This is a genomic window from Cellvibrio sp. PSBB023, assembly GCF_002007605.1.
GTDB lineage: Bacteria > Pseudomonadota > Gammaproteobacteria > Pseudomonadales > Cellvibrionaceae > Cellvibrio.
Genome location: NZ_CP019799.1, coordinates 2,932,841 through 2,954,414, shown reverse-complemented (window position 1 = coordinate 2,954,414; position 21,574 = coordinate 2,932,841). Strand labels below are relative to the sequence as shown.

The following is a 21,574-nucleotide window of genomic DNA, read 5'->3' as shown; positions in this document are numbered from 1 at the left end:
GTAGACGCGCGCAGTACCGGTTAAAACAGAGTTTGATCCAGCGCTATAGATAATAAAACCTAACAATAACAACGAGGTAGAAAATGAAAATTCATCAAAAAATGCTCGCCCGGCCACTCGTGCAAGCGTCTCTGACGCTGGCACTGGTGAGCCTGATTGGTTGTGGCGGTTCCAGCGGTGGCAGCAAGCCTGCCAGCTCATCGTCCAGTGTGGCGACGAGTGCTGTTGTGGAATCGTCCAGCAGTAGTTCAGCAGATGCCTCCAGCAGCGATACCAGCGCAGTGGTGGAGTCCTCTAGCAGTGTTACCGAATCCAGCAGTTCGACACCTGCCAGTTCGTCAGCGCCTGCAAGCTCATCTGCAGCGAGTAGCAATGGTTGGGAACTGGTGTGGAGCGATGAGTTCGATGGCACTAGCATCGATACCAGTAAATGGAGCTATGAGCAAAATTGCTGGGGTGGCGGTAATAATGAGCAGCAGTGTTACACCAATCGCCCGGATAACTCATTTGTCGCGGATGGTGTGTTAAATATCGTCGCGAAACGCGAAGATTTTACTGGCCCTGATTCACCCGAGGGCGATGGTTCCAGCACCAAGACCTTGCCTTATACCTCTGCGCGGTTGCGCACCAAAAATATCCAAGAGTGGACCTTCGGGCGTTTTGAAATTCGCGCAAAACTGCCCTTTGGTCAGGGAACCTGGCCTGCTATATGGATGCTGCCGACTGATTCGCCTTACGGCACCTGGGCATCCAGCGGTGAAATTGACATTATGGAAGCGGTCAATTTAAAAACGGTTACTGATGGTGGTGCGCCGGAAGCCGCAGTGCATGGTACTTTGCATTATGGTCGTAACTGGCCGGACAATGTCCAATCTGGTGCTGCGTATTTATTGCCGAACAATGCCAACCCTGCGGATGATTTCCATGAATACGCTGTTGAATGGGAAGAGGGAGAAATTCGTTGGTATGTTGATGGTGTCCACTTTGCCACCCAACGTGACACTGGCTGGTACGGCCAGTATAAGGTGGATGGCGTTTTAACTGATGCACCCTTAGGAGCTCCCTTTGATCGTTTTTCCCAGTTCCATTTATTGATGAACCTTGCTGTTGGTGGTAATTGGGCAGGTAACGTCAACAACAAAGGCGTTGATGAATCGGTCTTCCCACAAACCCTGCAAGTGGATTATGTGCGTGTGTATCAATGCAGTGTATCGCCAGCAGACGGTAAGGGCTGTGCCACTATTGGCGAAGATGCCACGCTTGTCGAAGGTAACGAGCGTCCCATCATCGGCGCCGTAGAGTTACCCGGTCCACCATTGTTTGTAATGTATGACGATGAATTGGCAGCCGGTTTACGTTTTGATTCCTACACGACTGCTGCGGGTCAAATCAGCTACTCGGAAGTGGATGAAGCCGGGCGCGGTAAGGTGCTCAACATAGTCAAAACCGGCACCACTGGAAATGTTTATTTCAAGGTGGCGGGCGATCCAACCGACATGCGTAACTGGTCTACTGACAGCGAATTAATATTCGATGTCAAAGTCAACAGCAAAGCCAGCGGCGCTAATCTGTTGGTAAAAATTGACAGTGGTTGGCCGAAAGTGAGCGATGTGGTGGTACCGGTAGCAAACAATGGTGAATGGAAAGAGTTCCGCATCACCCTGGCGGATTTGATTGCAGATGGCAATTCTATTGAGCCGGGCAAGGCAATACTGGCCTCCATCGTCAACACCTTTGTCGTTGATCCAACCGATGCGATGGATGTGTCCTTTGACAACATTCGCATTGAGGGCAGTGCCAGCAGTGGTGTCGATGAGTTTGCTTCATTGCCATCATTTACACTGTATGACAATAGCTTGGCTGCTGGTTTACAAGTGCAATCCTTTAATCCTGCAGGGCAGATTACGGCATCAGAAGTCGATGAAGTTGATCACGGCAAAGTATTTAACGTGGTAAAAACCGGCGCGCAAGGCAATGTCTTTTTCAATGTGGTCAATGCCCCTGTTGATTTGAGTCACTGGTCCGCAAATGGTGAGTTGGTATTCAATTTCAAAGTGAACAGCAAGGCGGTAGACACCGAGTTATTAATCAAAATGGACAGCGGTTGGCCAAATGTGAGTGATGTTAAGGTGCCCTTACCAGCCGATGGTGTTTGGACCGAATACCGTATTGCTATTGCCGATCTTATTGACAACGGCAACTCCAACTCCTGTTGTCCCGGTGCTGCCGCACTCAATGCAATTACCAATATGTTTGTTATGGAACCAACGGGTGCAATCGACATAGTGTTTGACAATATTCGTTTCGTCGCATCTGGGGACTATAGTATTTATGACGATGCCCCGAATGCTGAATTGAATATTCAAAGTTACAATCCGAATGGTTTGGTCAGCACATCATCCGTCGCTGAAACAGATCGCGGCAATGTATTTCGTGTGGTGAAAACAGCCGGAGGCGAAGGTAATGCGTTTTTCAGCAATACCGCTGGCGCTCGCGACATTAGCGATTGGTTAAATGCGGAGTTAGTATTTGATTATAAAATCAGCAGTTATAACACGGGCGCCTATTTGTTGATTAAAATGGATAGTGGTTGGCCCAAGGTCAGTGATGTGGAAATCACGCCGAGCGCTAATACCGATTGGCAAGAGTACCGTGTCCGCGTTGCTGATCTTATCAATAATGGCAACCACTACACGTCGCAAGCCGATAAAGCCAATCCACAGCAGTTATTAAATCTGTTTGTTATTGAGCCGCAAGGTGCTGCGATGGATGTGTCATTTGATAATGTCCGTATTGTTCTTGAATAAGTAAACGGGTAAGCAAATAAACTCCGGCTGGTCCGGAGTTTATTTTTTTTATGGCTAAGACCAATTTAAAACTCCAACACAGAGCGAAGTCTATGCGTTATCTGATTGTGACGATCATATGTTTGGTGCAAGGTTTTATATCGGGCTGTAGTGTTCACAGCAGTACGACTAATTCACAAAAAAATATGAGCAAGGAGCAGTCAGGTGAAGTGATTTATTTGTCGCGCAGTAGCTATCGCGATTCACTCTATGGTTTTTGGTTGGGACAGTGCATTGCCAACTGGACTGGACTGGTAACGGAAATGGATAAGATCGGTAACATTGGCGAATTAAAAACCGGCGAATTTTATACCCGTCATGACTGGGGAAAGCCGGATCAACCGAGTATCTGGGGGCAAGGTGTCCCAAGTGATTTGTCGGCAACTATTGATTTTGTGACTATTGGGCCAGAAGGCATCTGGGGCGCGGACGATGACACCGACATTGAATATATTTATCAGGAATTATTAAAAAACAGTCCGTCGGTTATGCTGACACCCGAGCAAATTCGCGATGGTTGGCTCAAACATATTTATTCCCCTTTGGAACCGACGCCATTCGGTCGTGACCCTGAGGGCAATTACGAAAACTTTCTGTGGGTATCCAATCAAAAAGCCTTTGATTTAATGCAGGCGGGCACTTTGCCGCCTTTGACCGGAAGCAAAGCTTTAAATCCGCATTACGATATGATTGATGCACAGCTCACCACGGAAATATTTGGCTTTTTTGCACCGGCACGCCCGGATGTTGCATTGAAGATGAGTGACTTACCCGTGCGAACGGTTGCCGACAAAGAGGCAATCGACATCGCCAATTTTTACATCACGCTTTATTCATTGGCCTCTGCTGTCGATAAAACCTTGCCGCTAAAAGCGCAAATTATGTGGATGGCAGAACAGGCGCGCCAACAATTACCCGCGCAGCAATACCCAGCGGCTATGTACGATTTGGTCAAGGATATGTACCTTGCCGATGTGCCCTGGGAAAAAACGCGCGATACACTTTATATTCGTTACCAACAACATCAACGCGATGGTTATGATCTCACCGGCAGAAATTTATATTGCAATGGTTGTTTTGCTGCCGGCATTAATTTCGCGGCCAGTTTGGTCAGCTTGTTTTATGGCGAAGGTGATTTAAAAGAAACGATTAAAATCGGTGCGCTCACTGGGTGGGACTCCGACAACCCAACCGCTACCTGGGGTGGCTTATTAGGGTTTATGCAGGGCAAGGAGCAGATCGAAAAAGTATTCAATCAATCATTTTCCAACCGCTTCAATATTCATCGCACCCGCAAAAATTTTCCTAACAACGGAATAGATACCTTCGATAATATGGCCGATAAGGGTATCGCCATAGTGGATAAGGTTGTGGTACAGCTCATGGGCGGCAGCGTAGATCTGGAAAACGACCAGTGGATAATTCCGGTGAAGCATTAAGTGTTAATAAAAAAGGATGCCCCTCACGGAGCATCCTTTTTTATTTTTACCTGTTTACTATAAGTGCTTTTACCAATTAAAAATCTGCTCTTACACCCAAGCTAATGCGACGACCGGAAAACTCGTACATGGATGGGAATGATGGATCTATAGTGTAAGCACTGGTTTCCTCGTCGGTAATATTAATTCCTTCCAGTACCACTTTAATAGCATCAGTCACTTGGTAGCCCAATGAGATATCGGTTTGGCCATAAGCTTTGCGGTAGACCGGGTACATATCGCTTGAAATGTATTCTACGTACTTGTCTTTGTAGTTATAGGAAATTCGTGCATCGAATATTGCATTTTCGTAATAGAAGGTCAGGTTATAGGTTTCATCCGCGAGGCCTTCGGGTGGTGTGGGAATACCTAAATCCGATTCGCCGGTGAGCGAATTGTCGAGCATGGTGAAGTTGGCGTTGATGCCAAAACCATCCAGCGATTTGTGCACCATATTCAGCGGGAATTGTGCAATTAATTCCACACCGGATACATCGTAATCCCCTTCCGCATTAACCTTTTGATAAATTTCAAAATCATACACGCCATCGATAGTGCCATTGGCATTGTATTTGGTCACATCTTTTACTACACCGGTCAGCGATTCGCGTACAACACCTTCAATTTTTTTCTCAAAGTAGGATGCGGCAAAGAGTGCACCATCACCTACATACCATTCCAGGCCCAATTCCCATTGGTCAGCATAAGTGGGTTTAAGGTCAGGGTTGCCATCGCGGTATTTAAAATCGTTGAGGCTTACCGTGCGCTTGTAGGCTATGTCGCCCAATGCCGGGCGAATTAAAGTTTCAGAAGCGGCGGCGCGCAATAACAAACCGTCGCGCAATTCCATGCTCATATTGACGCTGGGCAATACATCGCTGTAATTACCTTCTTTGGAGATGGGGGTGGGTGTGTAGCCAGTAGAGCCATCGGAATTTTGTACTTGGTGATAACCAAATGACAGAACACTGGTATCTACCGAGCGCACACCAGCATTAATTGTTGTAGGCATTGTTGCTACATCGAATTTGAAATCGGCCATGGCATAGAGGCTCAATACTTCTTCATCGACGCGATAATATTCACTATCGGCAAAGTCAACACTGAAACCGTCATAGCGGAAGGTGTTGCGTGCGTAGCTGTTGGAAACTTGTGACCAGGTTGGGCTGTTGGATGATTGCGACAAATAGGCCCCACCCGGAACCAGATCCGAAATTAACGTCAGCTCGCTATCTTGCAATGTACGCACATTACGCCATGAGCTGTCGCCTGCTTTAGGGCCTCTTACGGTATTGGTGCCGCGATTGCGCTCTTTGGATTTGTCGGTATAGCGCGCGCCAAATTGCACTTGATTCAGGGCGCTGAATGCGTTCAATTCCAGTGGCTTGATAAAATCCAGTTGTGCCGCGTATTTGTCATCCTGAATTTCTTCAAGATTGACTTCATAGGAATCGAATAAATATTTATCCGGCGAATTATACATATCAAAACTAGCGGGGTTTGCGCTCACCACAGTTTCGCCACCGGTGCTGGTGTAACGGCTGCGCGAGGGCGCGTAGGCAACGTGTTTCAAATTGCTGGTGTCGGAGGTTTTTTCGGCACCTGAATATCCGACAAGGCCTTCAATAAACCAGCCTTCCAGTTCCCAATCCATATTTAAACTGTATTGGGTGAAATCAGTTTTATGTACATTTTCTTTGCTTAAAAATTCATGTTGTGTGGCAGCGTAGGAAACATCGCGCAATACCACTATGCCGTGTTCGGCCAGTGTTGTGCTGTCGTAGTCGTGAATCGTTTCCAATGCACTGATGCTGGAAGCGGTGTAAGCCGCTGCGTCATATTCATCTTCGGTATTGTCGTAGCCACCCAACATTGCATCAAACGCCAGGCTAAAGGTGTCACTTGGTTGATATTGGAATGCTGCGGTTGCGCCCCATTTTTCTTGCTCATTTAAGTAGGCGCGATCACCAATTTTGTCATGAAATACAATGCGATTGGTGATGTCTTTATCGAATCGATCATCAATCACAATGCCGGTATCGCGTTCCAGTACGGCGAGGGTTTGATCAGCCTGCCATTTGGATGATCCGGTTTTTTCAGTCCAGCGTGAAAGCGGACGGAAATTAATGCCGGAGTTAGAGTCGGTTCTGTTAGTGCGTTCTGCTACCGATACCGAAACCAGTGCGCCGAAATCACCGAAAGTATTGCTGGCAAGGAAGGATACTTTAGGGTCAATTTCTTCCGAGATAGAGTTATGTGCCCCTTCAGCAGACACTACAAATTTTGCCTCGTTATAATCAAAGGGGCGCGCCGTTGAAATCAATACAGAACCGGCGATTCCACCTTCTTCATCTGCTGCTGTGGGCGATTTTTTTACCGTGACGCTTTGAATAATTTCCGATGCGAAAATATCAAATTCAACATCGCGCCCGCCGCTACCAGATGCGGTGGATAAATTATTAATAGACACATAGGTGAACTCGCTGGGCAGGCTGCGTACATTTACTTTACTGCCCAAACCCTTATTGCGTTCAATGGTGACGCCGGGCATACGTTGCAGCGCTTCCGCGAGGTTTTGTTCCGGGAAATCAGCAATGTCGGTAGCGACGATAGAATCAGAAAAACCGGTGGTAGTGCGTTTAATATCAATCGCTTTTTCCAGGCTTTTAGCATAGCTGCCGGTTACTACGACTTCTTCCAGTAAGCTGGCGTCCTGTGCCATACCATGTGTGGCAGCGGCGGTTAATGTGGCACCTACAATCATTTTCCCCAAGACGCTGCTCAGTAGGGTTTTGTTGGAGCGCAGCGGAATTTTTTTACCGTTTTTCATATTTGATTTCCTCTCATTTATCACAGTTAGAAAAACAACGGTCAACCATTTCTAGCTCTCATAAAAAGAGAAAAATCCATCTTTGTTTCCTGAACAGGAATTAGAAACGCGACGGCACGGTAAACACTGTGCGTTTCATTTTTATTGCGGTTCTATGGCAAAAGGTCAAATTAACAGTAATTAACGATTGGTTTTTTGCAGTGAGCTAAATGTCATCAAGTTGTAGTCACTTTTCTGTAGGCTTCCGGTTTACATCTTTATCCATTGCATAAAATATCGACGAATTTTTGTGCAGTTTCCCTGCCTGGTTAGTGTGTTATCTCTATGAAGTTATTACCCTGGTTTCTCTCAATCGCTATTTTGTGTGTGTTATCTGGCTGTCAATCGCTAATGCCCAGCAGTGCACCGCCGGAATCTATGCGCATTGCGTTTATGCCGGACATTCATTTTCACGATATCTACGGTCAGTTTGATGACGAGGCCTTTACCGGCTTGCCAACAGCGACAGCGCAAGGAATGCAATACGCCAGCATTCGCTCTATGCGTGCGCAGTTACAGTCCACGCGCTTGTTTAATGAAAACTATTTTGCATTGCTCGCTGCCTTGGATGATGTGGTTAGCAAGAAAATAAAATATGTTGCATTGCCCGGTGATTTTAGTGATGACGGCCAACCTTTGCATGTGCGGGGGTTAAAAAAGATATTGGATAAATATCATCGCGAACATGGCATAGAGTTTTTTGTAGCGCCCGGTAATCACGACCCGACCAAGCCGGTTTCTCACCCGGCGGGTAAACCGGATTATTTGGGCGAAGGTGGAAAAGAGCAGCCGGTGTTCAGTTTGCTGCATCCCTTATGTAAAGCAAAATCGACCAAAAAATGGCAAGGAAAAACGGTGATTTGCAGCGATGAGGTGCAGGAGTTGGGTTACCAACCCCTGATGGAATTGTTGGGCGAGCACGGTTTTTACCCTAAGGCGAATTATCTCTATTTTGAAACGCCTTACAGTCGTCAGCTCTCATCCGGAGGCGCATCGACTTATGATTTTTATACTGCACGTCAAGCGGCTTCGTTTGATCGGCGGCAGTATGAAATTTGTCATCAAGGCGCCGGCGGAAAATACAAGCAGCCGCATTACAGCGATTGTTATTGGGTGACTGACACCAGTTATTTAGTAGAACCTGCGCCAGGCCTGTGGCTATTGGCAATTGATGCGAATGTGTACCAGCCGAAACAGGGCGGCAATGGTCAGTCGTGGGACGCAGATAATTTTTCAGGTTCCAGCGATGCAGGTTACAACAAGGTCATTACCCATAAGCCACATTTGCTTAGCTGGATTACGGATGTTGTGCAGCGTGCGCGGGCACAAGGTAAAACCCTGATTGCATTTTCGCACTTTCCCATGCAGGAATTTTACGATGGCGCGGCGGATGATATAGCGCAATTAATGGGCGAGCAAAAGTTCCAACTGAATCGTAACCCGCGTACAGAGACCAGTCGATTATTGGCGGAGACAGGATTACAAATCCATGTTGCCGGTCATATGCACATCAACGATACCGGTGTTTATCGCGGAGAAAATGGCAAAGTACTATTTAATATTCAGGCGCCTTCGTTAGCCGCTTACATGCCCGCTTACAAAATCCTCAGCGTTAAACCGGATAATAAAATTGAAGTGGAAACCATTGTATTAAAGGATGTTCCTCGGTATGACGAACTGTTCCCTCATTACCGCGCAGAGTGGGAATATTTGCAGCGCCATGATGCGCCGGATATTTGGAATAAACAGATTTTGCAGGCGAGAAATTATCATCAATTTACGGAATGGCATTTGCGTGAATTGGCGCGCTTGCGATTTTTACCTCAGGACTGGCCAGCGGAGATTCGCGATTTACTCATGCAAGTCAATGGTGAGCAGTTATTGGTGATGTCGCAATTGCCCGCCACATTCAGCCTTGAACAAATGGGTACTGCCATTCAAGGGGAGAGCCTTGGAGAAAGTCAGGGCTATGCGCAACAACAGGCATGGCGTATGGCGCGTGAGCGGGCTGCAGCGATTGCGCGTCGTAACGGCCTGAGTTTAAAAGACTTTGCCGCATGGAGCGGGGAAGACATGAGCGTGGATTTTTATCGCCTGTGGAGCGCCGATCAGTTGGCATTAAGGGATATAAATTCGCAACGCATGGTTCACTATGCACTGCTCGCGCAACAATTTTTGTTGGCGACCCAAGCGAGCGCGGCAGAGGGCTCGCCAGTTGATCCGCACCGCAATCAGTATCAACAGCAGTTGGCGCAATTGCTGCACATCCTTGTGCAATTTTCTGGCGATGCGCCGAGCGATCATTTTTTACTGGAACTGGATTCGGGGCGCATACAGGCCTTGCCCTGATGACATCACTCAGCCCGCTTTTTCTTTTTGCAGTTGTTGCTTGCGGTATTCGGTGGGTGACATGCCAACCAATCGATTGAAAAAGCGATGGAAGGCCGACTTGCTGTTAAAACCCGCATGCAGCAATACATCCATCACGGTCATTTCGGCATGTTGGTTATCACCCAACAAACGCTTGGCTTCCTCTACGCGATAGCTGTTCATAAATTCAAAAAAGTTGGTGCCGTAATGTTTGTTGATAACGGCAGAAACTTCTTTCACGGGCAAATTAATCCGCTTGGAAAATTCTTCAATATTCAGGTTTTGCTTCAGAAACAGCTTCTGGGTTTCCATGCCTTGTTGGACTTTTTGAATCGCTGAATCAGTGAGTTTTTCATCCACTTTAATATCCTTGCTCAACTCCGGTTTGGTGGTGAGCAATTTGTGGGTGTGCACCACACTGTTGATAAACAAGGCGTTGATCAGAATAAACACAATGTAGTTTTCGGTAATGCCGATCACATCAGAAATGCGCGGTGAATCAATGGTGTTGGCAACCACATGCACCAGAATGGAAAACGTCCAGGTGATTAAAAAACCCAGGCTGAGTGTTTTGAGCCAACTGGGTTCGGTTGAGGAAAAGGTGGAGTATTGATCCTGCAGGCTAATCAGATACAAACGTACTTTGTTGAAGGCCATCAGCCCGTAAAAGAACGGCATCACTTTGATGAAATGCCACACGGCATTGGCCAATTGTTGCTGGTGAAGTGTTTTAAAGCTTAAATCCGAACCATTGATATGGAATACCAGCAGCCAGAGCAGCGCAATCGCGATAGGAATGGCATGTAGCCAATGGCGGCGATTCAGGCTGAAGGAATCTTGTGTGAGCGCCGTCACGTACAGCAATAACATAGGCCCTTTCAGGAGCTGGGTAATTACCAGGAAATAGGGCAGCAAGGTTTCGTCAAAGAGTGGAAATAGCCTGACGTTTTCATTCCACAGCACCAAAATGCAGGCGGAGCTGACGGCGATGGACAATAAGAAAACACTCAGCAAGCGGTTAGCGAGCTGGTTTTTGACCGGAAGGATTGCCTGAAAAATAACGAGCAGGAAACACTCCGCGACGGTCATAAAGAGCACAACATCGTGGATGTTAAAGATATATTTCTGCATAGAGTTCTAGCCCGGGGTTGTCGTTGTTATAGGTTTTTTAATAGTTGATTGGGGTTATTTCCCATCGGGAGCTGAATTATAGTGGAACTTTGGCGCCAGTGTCGCAGCCATTTACCCGCTTTTCCTTTTTGCGAGTGACTTTACCTATGCCACAGAATTCCCCGCCTGATGACGCCGGTGAGTGTTTATCCGCCGAGCTTGTGTTTACCTGGGCAGATGCTGAGGCTCTGATGCAACAGATGCCCGCACTGGTCTTTGCGCCGTCAAGCGACGGTCTGTGGGCTAAAAGCGAGGCAGTGCAAAATTATCTCAATTACTACCGCATTAATTTTGCCGCGCAGGATGCACAACTCTGTCACGGTTTTGGCCGGGTGCAAGCCGCCGGGTTTGCTATTGCCACACATTACTGGCTGCCGCCGAATCCACGCGGAACACTGGTGATTGTGCACGGTTATTACGATCATCTGGGCATTTTTAATCATGCTATTGCCTTTGGTTTGGCGCAGGGCTTGGCGGTATTGGCCTTTGATTTGCCTGGTCATGGCCTGAGCAGCGGTGAGCGTGCCGCGATTGATTCATTTGACCACTACGCCGATGTATTGCAGCAGGTGCTTGAAGCGGCGCATCCGCTGCTGCCTGCGCCCTTGTTTGCGCTGGGGCAGAGTACGGGTGGGTCGGTATTGCTCAATCACCTCTGGCGCTACCCGGTGTTATTTGAGCGCACAGCCCTGTGTGCACCGCTGATTTTGCCGAAAGGCTGGGGCTTGGGGCGCTGGTTATACCTGCTGTTGCATAAATGGGTAAAACACCTACCGCGCGGTCGCTCGCGCAGTTCCCACGATGCACAATTCATTCGTTTTATTGATGGGCAAGATTGTTTGCAGTCCAAGCGCTTGTCCGTGCGCTGGGTGGGGGCGATGAAAGCTTGGCATAGTCAATTTTTGCACTTTCCGGTGCGTGATTCCCGGCTCTTGGTGGTACAGGGTACCGACGACCAGACAGTAATGTGGCGCTATAACACCCAGCTAATTCAGCGTCAGTTACCGCGTGCACAAATGGTATTTATTCCTGCGGCCGGGCATCAGCTGGTCAACGAATTGCCCTGTTACCGCATCGCGGTTTTTACGGAAATTCAGCGTCATTTTTTTGATGATTAACTTGTCGCTCTCCATTCCTTTCAGGCACACTCGCGGCACTTTTCATTTATCAACTTCACCTAATAGACGCGAGATTCACTCATGACGACTCCCGATCCCAAGGAAATAGCGCTGCATCAACCGAATCGCAGCATCAAGGATTACCTGCTGATTTTGCTTAAAGGCTTGTGTATGGGCGCTGCTGACGTTGTGCCCGGTGTATCGGGCGGCACTATTGCATTTATTACTGGCATTTATGATGAATGGCTCAGTTCATTGAAGCGCTGCACTCCGGCCGTATTGCTCATGCTAAAGCGCGATGGCATTGTAAAAACCTGGCAATACATCAACGGCAATTTTTTGGTGGCTTTATTTGGCGGGATTTTAATTAGCTTGAAAACCTTTGCCGCCATTGTGTTGTTGGCAATGGATAGCTATCCGATTTTGGTCTGGGCGTTTTTCTCCGGTTTGGTGGCGGCATCTATTTATTTATTGGTGCGTGCACAGCGTGGTTGGGGCGTAGTGGAGTTTATTGGCTTGGTGTTGGGTGTGTTATTTATTCTTGCCATTTCCTACATGGCGCCAGCGCAACTGCCGGGCCATGGCTGGATTTTATTTCTCGGTGGCTTTGTTGCTATTTGCGCGATGATTCTGCCCGGTATCTCCGGTAGTTTTATTTTATTGTTGGTAGGTTTGTATCCTGTTTTCCTACAGGCAATCCACCACTTGGAAATTGGTAAATTACTCTGGTTTGGGGCGGGTTGTGTGACAGGTCTCATTGTGTTTTCACGATTTTTGCTCTGGCTATTGAACAGTTACCACTCTCAGACACTTGCTGTATTAATTGGTTTTTTAATTGGCTCTCTGAGTGTTACCTGGCCTTGGAAGCACGCCTTATTAACCACACAAGACAGTCATGGCCGCACTGTTGCATTGCAACAGGAAAATTTAAATCCACTGAATTACATGGCAGTTACCGGTAATGAGCCCACTATTGTGCTCGCCATAGTCTGGGCATTGGCGGGTGTGTTGCTCGTGGTGGGTGTTGAAGCCGCTGCGGTTTGGTTGAAACGCCGTAACGCCTGATAATTTCAAGCCATAAAAAAACGCCGCACCCATTGCCATGGGGGCGGCGTTTTTTTATGCGGTGATTACCTAATCCAATCACCGCGGCGCTGCAATTAAAACAGTACTCTGCAGCGGATGGTGCCTTCAATATTTTTCAGTTGCTCCAGTGCCACTTCGTCGTAGGGGGAGTTGATATCCACCACTACGTAGCCAACCTTGTCGTTAGTTTGCAGATATTGCGAGGCGATATTGATGTGGTTGTCGGAGAAAATCTTGTTGATCTTGGAGAGCACGCCGGGAACGTTGGCGTGCACGTGCAACAAGCGATGTGCGTCCGGGTGACCTGGCAAGGCAACTTCGGGGAAGTTGACCGAGCTGGTGGTGGTGCCGTTGTCTGAGTATTTGATCAGTTTTTCGGCCACTTCGATACCAATGTTTGCCTGCGCTTCCATGGTGGAACCACCGATGTGCGGGGTCAGGATGACATTGTCCAAGCCGCGCAAGGGGCTGATGAATTCATCGCCATTTGCCTTGGGTTCTTCGGGGAATACGTCGATGGCAGCGCCGGACAGGTTGCCTGCTTTAATCGCATCGGCCAGAGCATCGATGTTAACAACAGTCCCGCGTGAGGCGTTGATCAGGATGGCGCCTTTTTTCATCAAGCCAATTTCGCGTGCGCCAATCATCATTTGTGTGGATTGGGTTTCAGGTACGTGCAGGCTGATGATGTCAGACGTGGCGAGCAGGTCATCCAGGTTGCGAATTTGGGTGGCATTGCCCAGTGGCAGTTTGGTGATGACATCGTAGAACTGCACGTTCATGCCCAGCGATTCCGCCAGCACCGAGGTTTGGCTGCCGATGGAGCCGTAGCCAATCAGGCCCAGGGTTTTGCCGCGAATTTCAAAAGAACCCACAGCGGATTTATCCCAACCGCCGCGATGGCAGACCGCATTTTTTTGTGGAATATTGCGCAGCAACAAAATCGCTTCGGCGATAACCAGTTCGGCCACCGAGCGAGTGTTGGAGTAGGGCGCATTGAATACTGCCACGCCGTGTTCTTGCGCTGCTTTCAAATCCACCTGATTGGTGCCAATGCAGAAACAGCCAGCGGCGATCAGCTTGGGCGCATTTTCAAATACGCGGCGGGTCAGTTGGGTGCGCGAACGCAGGCCGACGAAGTGAGCATCCTGAATCTTCGCGATCAGCTCATCCTCGCCCAGCGCGGTTTTCAGGTACTCGATATTGGTGTAGCCCTGCTCATTGAGGGTATCCACCGCCGATTGGTGCACGCCTTCCAGCAGCAGAAACTTGATCTTGCTTTTGTCTAACGAGGTCTTGCTCATGGGAACAACTCCTAAAGTTTTAAAGTGAGAAAGGCGTGCAGCGCGTCTCGCGGAGCTAGGGCATCAAACGGGAGACGAAAGGGTCGGTTGCAGGTGCCGACAGGCTGAAAAAGGCGCGCATCATACCACTGCGCCACTTAAAACCGAAGGTGGCACAGCGGCCACCGGGTGTTTTTGACGGGAATATTCAGGGCAATACGGAAGTGATTGCCATTATTTGGTGGCGTTAAACACCGAGCCAATAATCTGGCTGCCGCGCCCTACCGGATCTTTGCGGATGAGTTGCTCCTCCACAGCGACTTGTTTGAACAGGCCATCGAGCGCCATGGTCAGTACATGCTGCTCAAGGTCCAGGCTGGGCTTGTTGGCCAGTGGCAGCATGTTGTAAGTGCCCAGCAACTGCTGATACTGGTTATAGAAGCCGATTTGCTGCAAGTTTTGCTTGATGATGGGCAGATAACGCTGGCGCAAGCTGGCTTCGGTTTGGGTGCGGAAGTAATCGGTGGCGGCGGTGTTGGAGCCGCGAATAATGCCCAGTGCGTCGGTGACGCTCATATTGCGTACGGCATCGATAAACACTGCCTGAGCCTCCACGGCAGCTTTTTCCGCGCCCTGGTTCATTAATCCTTCTACGCGATCCAGTTGGCTACCCAGTCCCATTTGGCGCAAAGTGCCAGCGATTGGCTGCAAGTTTGCCGGTAACTCGATGCGATAGAGCGAACTATTGGCATAGCCGCCCGTGGCTGACAGGCTGCTGGCGGCGCGGCTGCTGCCCAGCTCCAGTGCTTCCTTGATGCCGCGAATGAGTTGTGCCTGGTTGTTATAACCCGCAGCGCTGGCCACTGCGGCACCTGTCTCGGCCATTTGTGGCAGGGTGGCGTTACAGGCGACAAGGCTCAGTGGCATTAATAACAAGCAAGTGCGAGCAAAGTTCATAGTGTGTTCCTCGGTGGTTTAAACAATATCGCCCGGTAAGAGGGCGGATAAGTGAATTCGATGGGGGTGGCAGTCGGTGCGGTAGCGCCAACGCACATCCAGATCCAGCAGTTTCATGCCATACACTCGCTCAGGCTCTGGTTGTTGGTACTGAGGGCGTGGATCTTGTTGCAATACCTGGGTGATTAAGCCCGCGAGATCAATGCCTGTTGTTTGCTGGTAATCGCAACAGATAGCTGCAAGGTCTGCCGGTATCTCCACCGCAATCGCCGCCGGTGGCTGGGCGGCAAAATGGTTGTGGGCATGGGTTACGCAATCCACATAGGGCACATAGGGTTTGATATCCAATACCGGCGTGCCCTCCAGCAGATCCACCCCGCTGATGGCAACAAACAATTTTCCGTCGCGCTGTTGCAGTCCCTCATAACGCACTACCGATAGGCCGATAGGCGCCGGACGAGTAGGGGAGCGGGTGGCAAAAACTCCCAGGCTTTTGTTGCCGCCTAAACGTGGCGGTTTGACTTTGGGTTTCCAGCTATCGCGTTTATTGGTGGACTTGTTGGCGTGAAACACAAACTGAATCCACAGGTGACTGGTGCCTTCCAGGCCATCAAACGCGTCCGGATCATCATAAGGTGGCAGCAGTTCTATTTCAGCCCTGGCCAGTGGCGCCAAGCCCGGTTGGCGCGGTATGCCAAATTTCTCCTTAAAGCAGGAGTGAACTATGCCGATGGCGGGAAAGGAAAAATCCATAACGGAATCGCGCGGGAGTGAAACAGGCTGCCAAGGCTAGGCAAAAGTGCGTGGCAGCTCAACCTTTATTTGCAATCGAGGTGGGTGGTGACAGGTGCTCTACTGCATAGGTCGCAGGGCGATAAGTGATTGCGTGGCGCTATCGTCAACATATTGTCTTTCGCTGTCAATTTATGGGTGTCGGTAAAATTGACAGCTTATTGTGAGGTGCATCACACAAAAATGGGTGAATTATTGATGCTAAAGGGAAAAATAAAACGGGCATGGAATGTGCTTTACCGGAGTCAGTTCTAGAGTCCGACATTACTACAAAAGGGTTTTATATGGCTTTTTACTCCAAATTTCTGGCTATCGCTCTTGTTGGAAGCCTCTCATCGCTCGCCAGCGCTGGCCCATTGAACGACTACAATCTGATTCTGTTTGGCGATTTGAATGTGTCTGGCGGCAGCGGCCACATTGAAGGCAAGGCCTTTATTGGTGGCGACGTTGTTAACGCCTCTATTTTTGCGCAAAAGGAACCGGCTAATTCCACCGCCGATACGGTCAAGGTTGTCGGTAACTTTAAAAGCAATAACGGCACCCATATCGATCGCGGTTATCTCGCCTACCAAGGCAACTTTTCCGGTCCGACCAATATTTGTAACGGCGCCGGGTTGACGCCTGACGGCTGCGTGAAAAAAGTAACCGATAATTCATTAACGGCAGAAAGGGCAGTTTTATTATCCCAGTTGCAAGCGGAATCCGCTTACTACAAAGGGTTGAGCACATCGGATAACACGGCATTGATTGGTGATATGAACAACAAGAAGTTCAGCTACACCGGCAGCGCAACTGATTTGGTCGTGTTTAACATCACCGCTGATGAATTGGCTGGCCCCCAGTGGAGCCTGGATATGGATTTTGCCACGGCGCTGAATGTTGTCATTAATGTTTCCGGCACCAGTTTTACCGCCGGTAATACCAAGAATGGCACCGAGAGCTTCCGCAACAACTTCAACAATGTGCTGTGGAATTTCTACGAGGCGACCACCTTGAACTTTGGCGATTCCTGGTATGGTTCCATTCTTGCACTGAACGCCACTATTGACACTAAATCCAATCTGGATGGCGCGGTTGCGGCCAGGTCTTATGTGGGCAATGGTGAAATCCACAAAGGCAGTTGGAGCTACACACCGCCAACCACCGAGGTAACTGAGCCATCCATCCTTATTTTGCTGATGAGTGGTTTGGGGTTGATCGGCTTAAGCCGTCTGCGTCGCCGCTAAATTCCGCCCATAAAAAAACCGACCGGGCTACAAACCCGGTCGGTTTTTTTATGGGTACGATTCCTAGACGGCAAAGTGTGCGATTTGATTTTCCAGATCTTTGGTGGTGTCATCCAATCGTAGTGCTATTTGCTCAGACATGCGTGCATCCTGATTCAGGCTCTCAATCAGATTTACAAGGCGAATAATATTTTTGTTGATCTCTTCGGCGGTATAGCTTTGCTCCTCGGCGGCGGTCGCAATTTGCATATTCATGCCTAATATCGCGGTAATCGCCTGAGTGATTTGGGTGATCGACTGCCCCGCACGCCCTGCCATTTCCAGTGTTGCCGCTGTTTTACTTTGGCTGGATTTCATGGCGGTTACTGCATGCAGCGCGCCTTTTTGTACCGCTTCGATAATTTGTTGGATCTCCGCTGTGGAATCCTGCGTGCGTTTGGCAAGTGAGCGTACCTCGTCGGCCACTACCGCAAAACCGCGCCCTTGTTCTCCTGCGCGCGCAGCTTCAATCGCAGCGTTGAGGGCGAGCAGGTTGGTTTGCTCGGCTACATTTTTAATCACCACCAGGACACTGCCAATGCGGTTGGTATCCTCCTCAAGTTGAGCCATGGCATTGCCAGCCTTATTGGTCTCTTGGCTCAACTGGTTGATCGCGTCGAGTGTGCCGCCCATGATGCTCAGGCCCTGCTGCGCATTGTGGTCGGCATGTTGTGCAGCATCAGCCGCGCCACCGGCATTGCTTGCCACTTCCTGCACAGTTGCGGTCATCTCGGTGATAGCGGCAGACACCTGATCGGTAGAGTGGTGCGCCTGGTCGGTGTAGCGCGCAACAGCTGACGCGCTCTGGGTTATTTGGTTGGAGGCATCGGCCAGTTTCTGCATTGAGTTTTGTACCGTGGTGACGACTTGCACAATACTGTGTTGCACTTGCTTAATGTTTTTAGCGAGGCTGCCCAACTCTCCCCCATCACTGAACTGCAGGCTCTGGCGAAAGTTTCCGCTGGCAAGTACAGCGAGGTGATTATTGATATTTGCCAAGGGGCTAATAAGGCTTTTGCGCAGGATCACCAGCACCAGAAAAGCCACCAGAATACCGCCCAGAAGGATTAGCGCACTGGCCCAAAAAGAGACACTTTTGCTGGCGTCGACATTGGTTGCCGTATCACTGGCAACCTGGGCGCTAATGAATTGTGCAGATTCTTCCAGTAATTTGCTCGGCTCACGATCAATACCTGCGACAGCCTTGTCTCCTGCCGCAGGGTCAAAACCGGCGTTTTTGAAGTCCTGCAATCCGATTTGGTAGCGCCCAAAGGCAGTTTCATGTGCGGCAAGGAAGGCCTCCACTTTAGCGCGGCTTTCGCCTTGTAAATCTGCTTTCAGGCGGGCGCCTTGTTGTTGGATATCCCGATGCAGTGTTTCGAATTGGGTCCAGTATTGAGTGAGTTTTTGCGGGTCTTTGCCGCGCAGCAGCACATTTTTCCACTCTTGTACCTGGGTTTTAAATTGGAAGTTCATGTGGTTGATGCTGCGCTCTTGCGCCACCGACCCTGCAATCAGGCGGTTGTAATCGGTGATAGTGTTACTGAGTAGTGAAATAGCGATGCCGCTGATCATCACAAATAAGATGATGCCTGCGCCAACGGCAAACAGCAGGCGCCCCTGGATACTGGAAAAACTAAGCATGATAGAAGGCCTTCAAAATGACTGGAGTCCTTCAAGTATAGGAGACAAAACGCGCCAGCGTGGCCGCGCGCTTTGATATAGTTTAGCGAGGGAAAATCGTTTTAACCCCGTCTTTGGTGCCCAGCAACAGCACATCTGCGCCCTTTGCCGCAAACAGGCCGTTGGTGACTACGCCGGTGATCTGGTTGATGGTGATCTCCAGGTTGACCGGGTCAATAATCTGCAAGTTATATACATCCAGAATCACATTGCCGTTGTCGGTGACAACCCCTTCGCGATAGACCGGTGCGCCGCCCAGCTTGACCAGTTCGCGGGCGACATAGGAGCGCGCCATGGGGATGACTTCCACCGGCAGCGGGAATTTGCCCAACACATCGACCCATTTGCTTTCGTCGGCGATACACACAAATTCATTGGAAACCGCGCGCACGATTTTTTCGCGCGTCAATGCGGCGCCACCGCCTTTGATCAGGTGCAGATAAGCATTGCTCTCATCGGCGCCATCCACATACACCACCAACTCGCTCACGGAATTGCAATCCAGTACCTCAATGCCAAGCTTTTTCAAGCGCGCAGCGGAGGCATCTGAACTGGCCACGGCACCGGCAAAACGATCGCTGATTTCGCCCAGGTAATCGATAAAAAAGTTCGCCGTAGAACCGGTGCCGACGCCGATAATGGAGTCGCTAAACAATTTGGGTTTGATGTATTCAATCGCGGCGCGCGCCACGGCTTGTTTGAGTTGGTCTTGTGTCATGGTGGTCTCTGCTGGAAAGAGGTCAAAATCTTGCAGCATTATACGGATTTTCGCCGTGCCAGCAGCGGCTAAATTGTTTACACTGCGGTGACTTTTTAATTCTTCTGATTCGTCTATCCACTCGCTAACGCAAGAATTCCCATGCCTGAAACTTACATAAAACGCATCCTCAACGCCCGCATCTACGATCTGGCGGTAGAAACGCCGCTCGACGAAGCTCACCTGCTCTCTGCCCGTACCGGCAATAAAGTGCTACTCAAGCGCGAAGATTTGCAGCCGGTGTTTTCATTCAAATTGCGCGGCGCCTACAACAAACTAATGCAGCTCACCGAAGAGGAGCGCAGTCGCGGGGTGATTTGCGCCTCGGCAGGTAACCATGCGCAAGGCGTTGCCTTGGGGTCGCAACACCTGGGTATCAAGGCGACCATCGTGATGCCGCGTACCACCCCAGCCATTAAGGTCGATGCCGTAAAAGCGCGCGGTGCCAAAGTGGTGTTGCACGGCGACAGCTACGACGAAGCCTCGGCCCATGCCAAAAAGCTGGTCGAAGAAAAAGGCATGACCTACATCCACCCGTTTGATGACCCGGATGTGATCGCAGGCCAAGGCACCATCGCCATGGAAATCCTGCGCCAGTATCCCGGTAAGATCGATGCAATATTTATTGCCGTCGGCGGTGGCGGTTTGGCAGCGGGCATTGGCGCTTACGTGAAATACCTGCGCCCGGAAACCAAAATTATCGCGGTGGAATCGGAAGAGTCTGCTTGCCTGATGGCGGCGATGGACAAGAAAAAGCGCGTGGTATTGCCGCAAGTGGGCATTTTTGCCGACGGTATTGCCGTGGCCCAGATTGGTGAAGAAACTTTCCGCGTGCTGCGTAAAGTGGTCGATGAATGCATGACCGTCACTAACGACGAAATCTGTGCTGGCATCAAAGATATTTTTGAAGACACCCGCTCTATTGCCGAACCGGCGGGCGCGGTCAGTGTTGCCGGGTTGAAAAAATACGTGGCTGAGCACGGCATTACCGGGCAAACCTTCGTAGCCATTGACTGCGGTGCCAATATTAATTTTGACCGCCTGCGCTACATTAGCGAGCGCACAGAAATTGGTGAACAGCGCGAAGCGATTCTGGCGGTGACCATTCCTGAGCGCCCGGGCGCCTACAAGGAATTCTGCAAGGCCTTGGGTAAACGCAATATCACCGAGTTCAACTATCGCTATGCCGATGCCCGGGACGCCAAGATTTTTGTGGGCGTACAGGTTGCGGCAGGCGGAAAGGATCGCGCCGATCTGGTCGCTGAACTCAAAGCACAGGGTTATGACCTGGTGGACATGACCGAGAATGAGCTGGCCAAGTTGCACATCCGCCACTTGGTGGGCGGCCATGCTCCGCAGGCGACGGACGAAGTGCTGTATCGCTTTGAGTTCCCTGAGCGCCCCGGCGCCTTGATGACCTTCTTAAACAAAGTTGCCGGGCGCTGGAATATTTCCCTGTTCCACTACCGCAACCACGGTTCCGCTTCGGCGCGAGTACTGGTAGGCATGCAAGTGCCTAAAAAAGAATACGCCGAGCTGAAGGTCTTTTTGAACGAGTTGAATTATCCCTATTGGGATGAAACCAAAAACGAAGCCTACAAGTTCTTCTTGGGCTGATGAGCGGTATTGAGGGCGGATCGCCGCTCTCCAATAGGTTAATGACAAAGGGCACTGCGGTGCCCTTTGTCATTTTTGGCTGTTGGCCTTAGCTCCGCCTGGCAGCCTGTCCCGCCCTGGTTAATTCCGCTTGCCCATGCAGTTGTGCCATGGTGCGATACGGATGATAAATCCTCCAAAGGGTTAATTTATGTTCAGAAGCTGGCAGCGGGGGAATTTTGGTGTAATCTGGACAACGTTGTCAGTACGGTTTAACACAAAAATCCATAGGCCCATCAACTAA

The 21,574-nt window shown here is 49.8% G+C and carries 14 protein-coding genes; 7 read left to right on the top strand and 7 right to left on the bottom strand.

Annotated features, from left to right (window positions below; translation table 11 throughout):
* The first annotated feature begins 83 nt into the window (after positions 1-83).
* Positions 84-2,807, top strand: a complete 2,724-nt coding sequence (locus B0D95_RS12910; RefSeq protein WP_210403622.1) for a glycoside hydrolase family 16 protein — start codon at positions 84-86, stop codon at positions 2,805-2,807.
* Positions 2,808-2,899: 92 nt separating this feature from the next.
* A complete protein-coding gene (locus B0D95_RS12905) occupies positions 2,900-4,285 on the top strand; it encodes an ADP-ribosylglycohydrolase family protein (RefSeq protein ID WP_078044270.1) in 1,386 nt (461 codons plus the stop codon).
* 76 nt (positions 4,286-4,361) lie between these two features.
* On the opposite strand, the gene B0D95_RS12900 is transcribed toward B0D95_RS12905, so the two are convergent.
* Positions 4,362-7,154: a TonB-dependent receptor gene (locus B0D95_RS12900; RefSeq protein ID WP_078044269.1), complete on the bottom strand. Its 2,793-nt coding sequence runs from the start codon at positions 7,152-7,154 to the stop codon at positions 4,362-4,364.
* Positions 7,155-7,478: 324 nt separating this feature from the next.
* On the opposite strand from B0D95_RS12900, the gene B0D95_RS12895 reads away from it, so the two are divergent.
* Positions 7,479-9,542, top strand: a complete 2,064-nt coding sequence (locus B0D95_RS12895; protein ID WP_149867911.1) for a metallophosphoesterase — start codon at positions 7,479-7,481, stop codon at positions 9,540-9,542.
* A gap of 9 nt (positions 9,543-9,551) precedes the next feature.
* On the opposite strand, the gene B0D95_RS12890 is transcribed toward B0D95_RS12895, so the two are convergent.
* Entirely contained in the window at positions 9,552-10,694 is a 1,143-nt protein-coding gene (locus tag B0D95_RS12890) for an AraC family transcriptional regulator (RefSeq protein ID WP_078044267.1), read from the bottom strand.
* A gap of 146 nt (positions 10,695-10,840) precedes the next feature.
* Between B0D95_RS12890 and B0D95_RS12885 the strand changes: the two genes are divergently transcribed.
* Both B0D95_RS12885 and B0D95_RS12880 read left to right on the top strand, forming a co-directional pair.
* Positions 10,841-11,851: an alpha/beta hydrolase gene (locus B0D95_RS12885; protein WP_078045755.1), complete on the top strand. Its 1,011-nt coding sequence runs from the start codon at positions 10,841-10,843 to the stop codon at positions 11,849-11,851.
* Positions 11,852-11,932: 81 nt separating this feature from the next.
* The gene (locus B0D95_RS12880; RefSeq protein ID WP_078044266.1) at positions 11,933-12,916 is read left to right on the top strand and encodes a DUF368 domain-containing protein; all 984 of its coding nucleotides are present in this window, start codon (positions 11,933-11,935) and stop codon (positions 12,914-12,916) included.
* Positions 12,917-13,011: 95 nt separating this feature from the next.
* Here B0D95_RS12880 and serA read toward each other — a convergent pair whose 3' ends face one another.
* From serA to tsaA, 3 genes are all read right to left on the bottom strand, one after another.
* The gene (serA, locus tag B0D95_RS12875) at positions 13,012-14,241 is read right to left on the bottom strand and encodes a phosphoglycerate dehydrogenase (RefSeq protein ID WP_078044265.1); all 1,230 of its coding nucleotides are present in this window, start codon (positions 14,239-14,241) and stop codon (positions 13,012-13,014) included.
* Positions 14,242-14,454: 213 nt separating this feature from the next.
* A complete protein-coding gene (locus tag B0D95_RS12870; RefSeq protein WP_078044264.1) occupies positions 14,455-15,177 on the bottom strand; it encodes a DUF4197 domain-containing protein in 723 nt (240 codons plus the stop codon).
* An 18-nt stretch (positions 15,178-15,195) separates the two neighbouring features.
* A complete protein-coding gene (tsaA, locus tag B0D95_RS12865) occupies positions 15,196-15,930 on the bottom strand; it encodes a tRNA (N6-threonylcarbamoyladenosine(37)-N6)-methyltransferase TrmO (RefSeq protein ID WP_078044263.1) in 735 nt (244 codons plus the stop codon).
* 323 nt (positions 15,931-16,253) lie between these two features.
* On the opposite strand from tsaA, the gene B0D95_RS12860 reads away from it, so the two are divergent.
* A complete protein-coding gene (locus B0D95_RS12860) occupies positions 16,254-17,195 on the top strand; it encodes a choice-of-anchor A family protein (protein ID WP_168172451.1) in 942 nt (313 codons plus the stop codon).
* A 63-nt stretch (positions 17,196-17,258) separates the two neighbouring features.
* On the opposite strand, the gene B0D95_RS12855 is transcribed toward B0D95_RS12860, so the two are convergent.
* Positions 17,259-18,878, bottom strand: coding sequence for a methyl-accepting chemotaxis protein (locus B0D95_RS12855; protein WP_078044261.1), 1,620 nt, complete (start codon positions 18,876-18,878; stop codon positions 17,259-17,261).
* Positions 18,879-18,960: 82 nt separating this feature from the next.
* Entirely contained in the window at positions 18,961-19,635 is a 675-nt protein-coding gene (gene rpiA / locus B0D95_RS12850) for a ribose-5-phosphate isomerase RpiA (protein ID WP_078045754.1), read from the bottom strand.
* Between the two features lie 141 nt (positions 19,636-19,776).
* On the opposite strand from rpiA, the gene ilvA reads away from it, so the two are divergent.
* A complete protein-coding gene (gene ilvA / locus B0D95_RS12845) occupies positions 19,777-21,291 on the top strand; it encodes a threonine ammonia-lyase, biosynthetic (protein WP_078044260.1) in 1,515 nt (504 codons plus the stop codon).
* Positions 21,292-21,574: the final 283 nt, after the last annotated feature.

Bases quoted from the DNA above. Each gene is read 5' to 3' on its own strand.
- tsaA (WP_078044263.1), bottom strand. From the start codon at position 15,930: ATGGATTTTTCCTTTCCCGCCATCGGCATAGTTCACTCCTGCTTTAAG.
- B0D95_RS12910 (WP_210403622.1), top strand. From the start codon at position 84: ATGAAAATTCATCAAAAAATGCTCGCCCGGCCACTCGTGCAAGCGTCT.
- B0D95_RS12860 (WP_168172451.1), top strand. From the start codon at position 16,254: ATGGCTTTTTACTCCAAATTTCTGGCTATCGCTCTTGTTGGAAGCCTC.
- B0D95_RS12885 (WP_078045755.1), top strand. From the start codon at position 10,841: ATGCCACAGAATTCCCCGCCTGATGACGCCGGTGAGTGTTTATCCGCC.
- rpiA (WP_078045754.1), bottom strand. From the start codon at position 19,635: ATGACACAAGACCAACTCAAACAAGCCGTGGCGCGCGCCGCGATTGAA.
- B0D95_RS12870 (WP_078044264.1), bottom strand. From the start codon at position 15,177: ATGAACTTTGCTCGCACTTGCTTGTTATTAATGCCACTGAGCCTTGTC.
- ilvA (WP_078044260.1), top strand. From the start codon at position 19,777: ATGCCTGAAACTTACATAAAACGCATCCTCAACGCCCGCATCTACGAT.
- B0D95_RS12900 (WP_078044269.1), bottom strand. From the start codon at position 7,154: ATGAAAAACGGTAAAAAAATTCCGCTGCGCTCCAACAAAACCCTACTG.
- B0D95_RS12905 (WP_078044270.1), top strand. From the start codon at position 2,900: ATGCGTTATCTGATTGTGACGATCATATGTTTGGTGCAAGGTTTTATA.
- serA (WP_078044265.1), bottom strand. From the start codon at position 14,241: ATGAGCAAGACCTCGTTAGACAAAAGCAAGATCAAGTTTCTGCTGCTG.
- B0D95_RS12880 (WP_078044266.1), top strand. From the start codon at position 11,933: ATGACGACTCCCGATCCCAAGGAAATAGCGCTGCATCAACCGAATCGC.
- B0D95_RS12855 (WP_078044261.1), bottom strand. From the start codon at position 18,878: ATGCTTAGTTTTTCCAGTATCCAGGGGCGCCTGCTGTTTGCCGTTGGC.
- B0D95_RS12890 (WP_078044267.1), bottom strand. From the start codon at position 10,694: ATGCAGAAATATATCTTTAACATCCACGATGTTGTGCTCTTTATGACC.
- B0D95_RS12895 (WP_149867911.1), top strand. From the start codon at position 7,479: ATGAAGTTATTACCCTGGTTTCTCTCAATCGCTATTTTGTGTGTGTTA.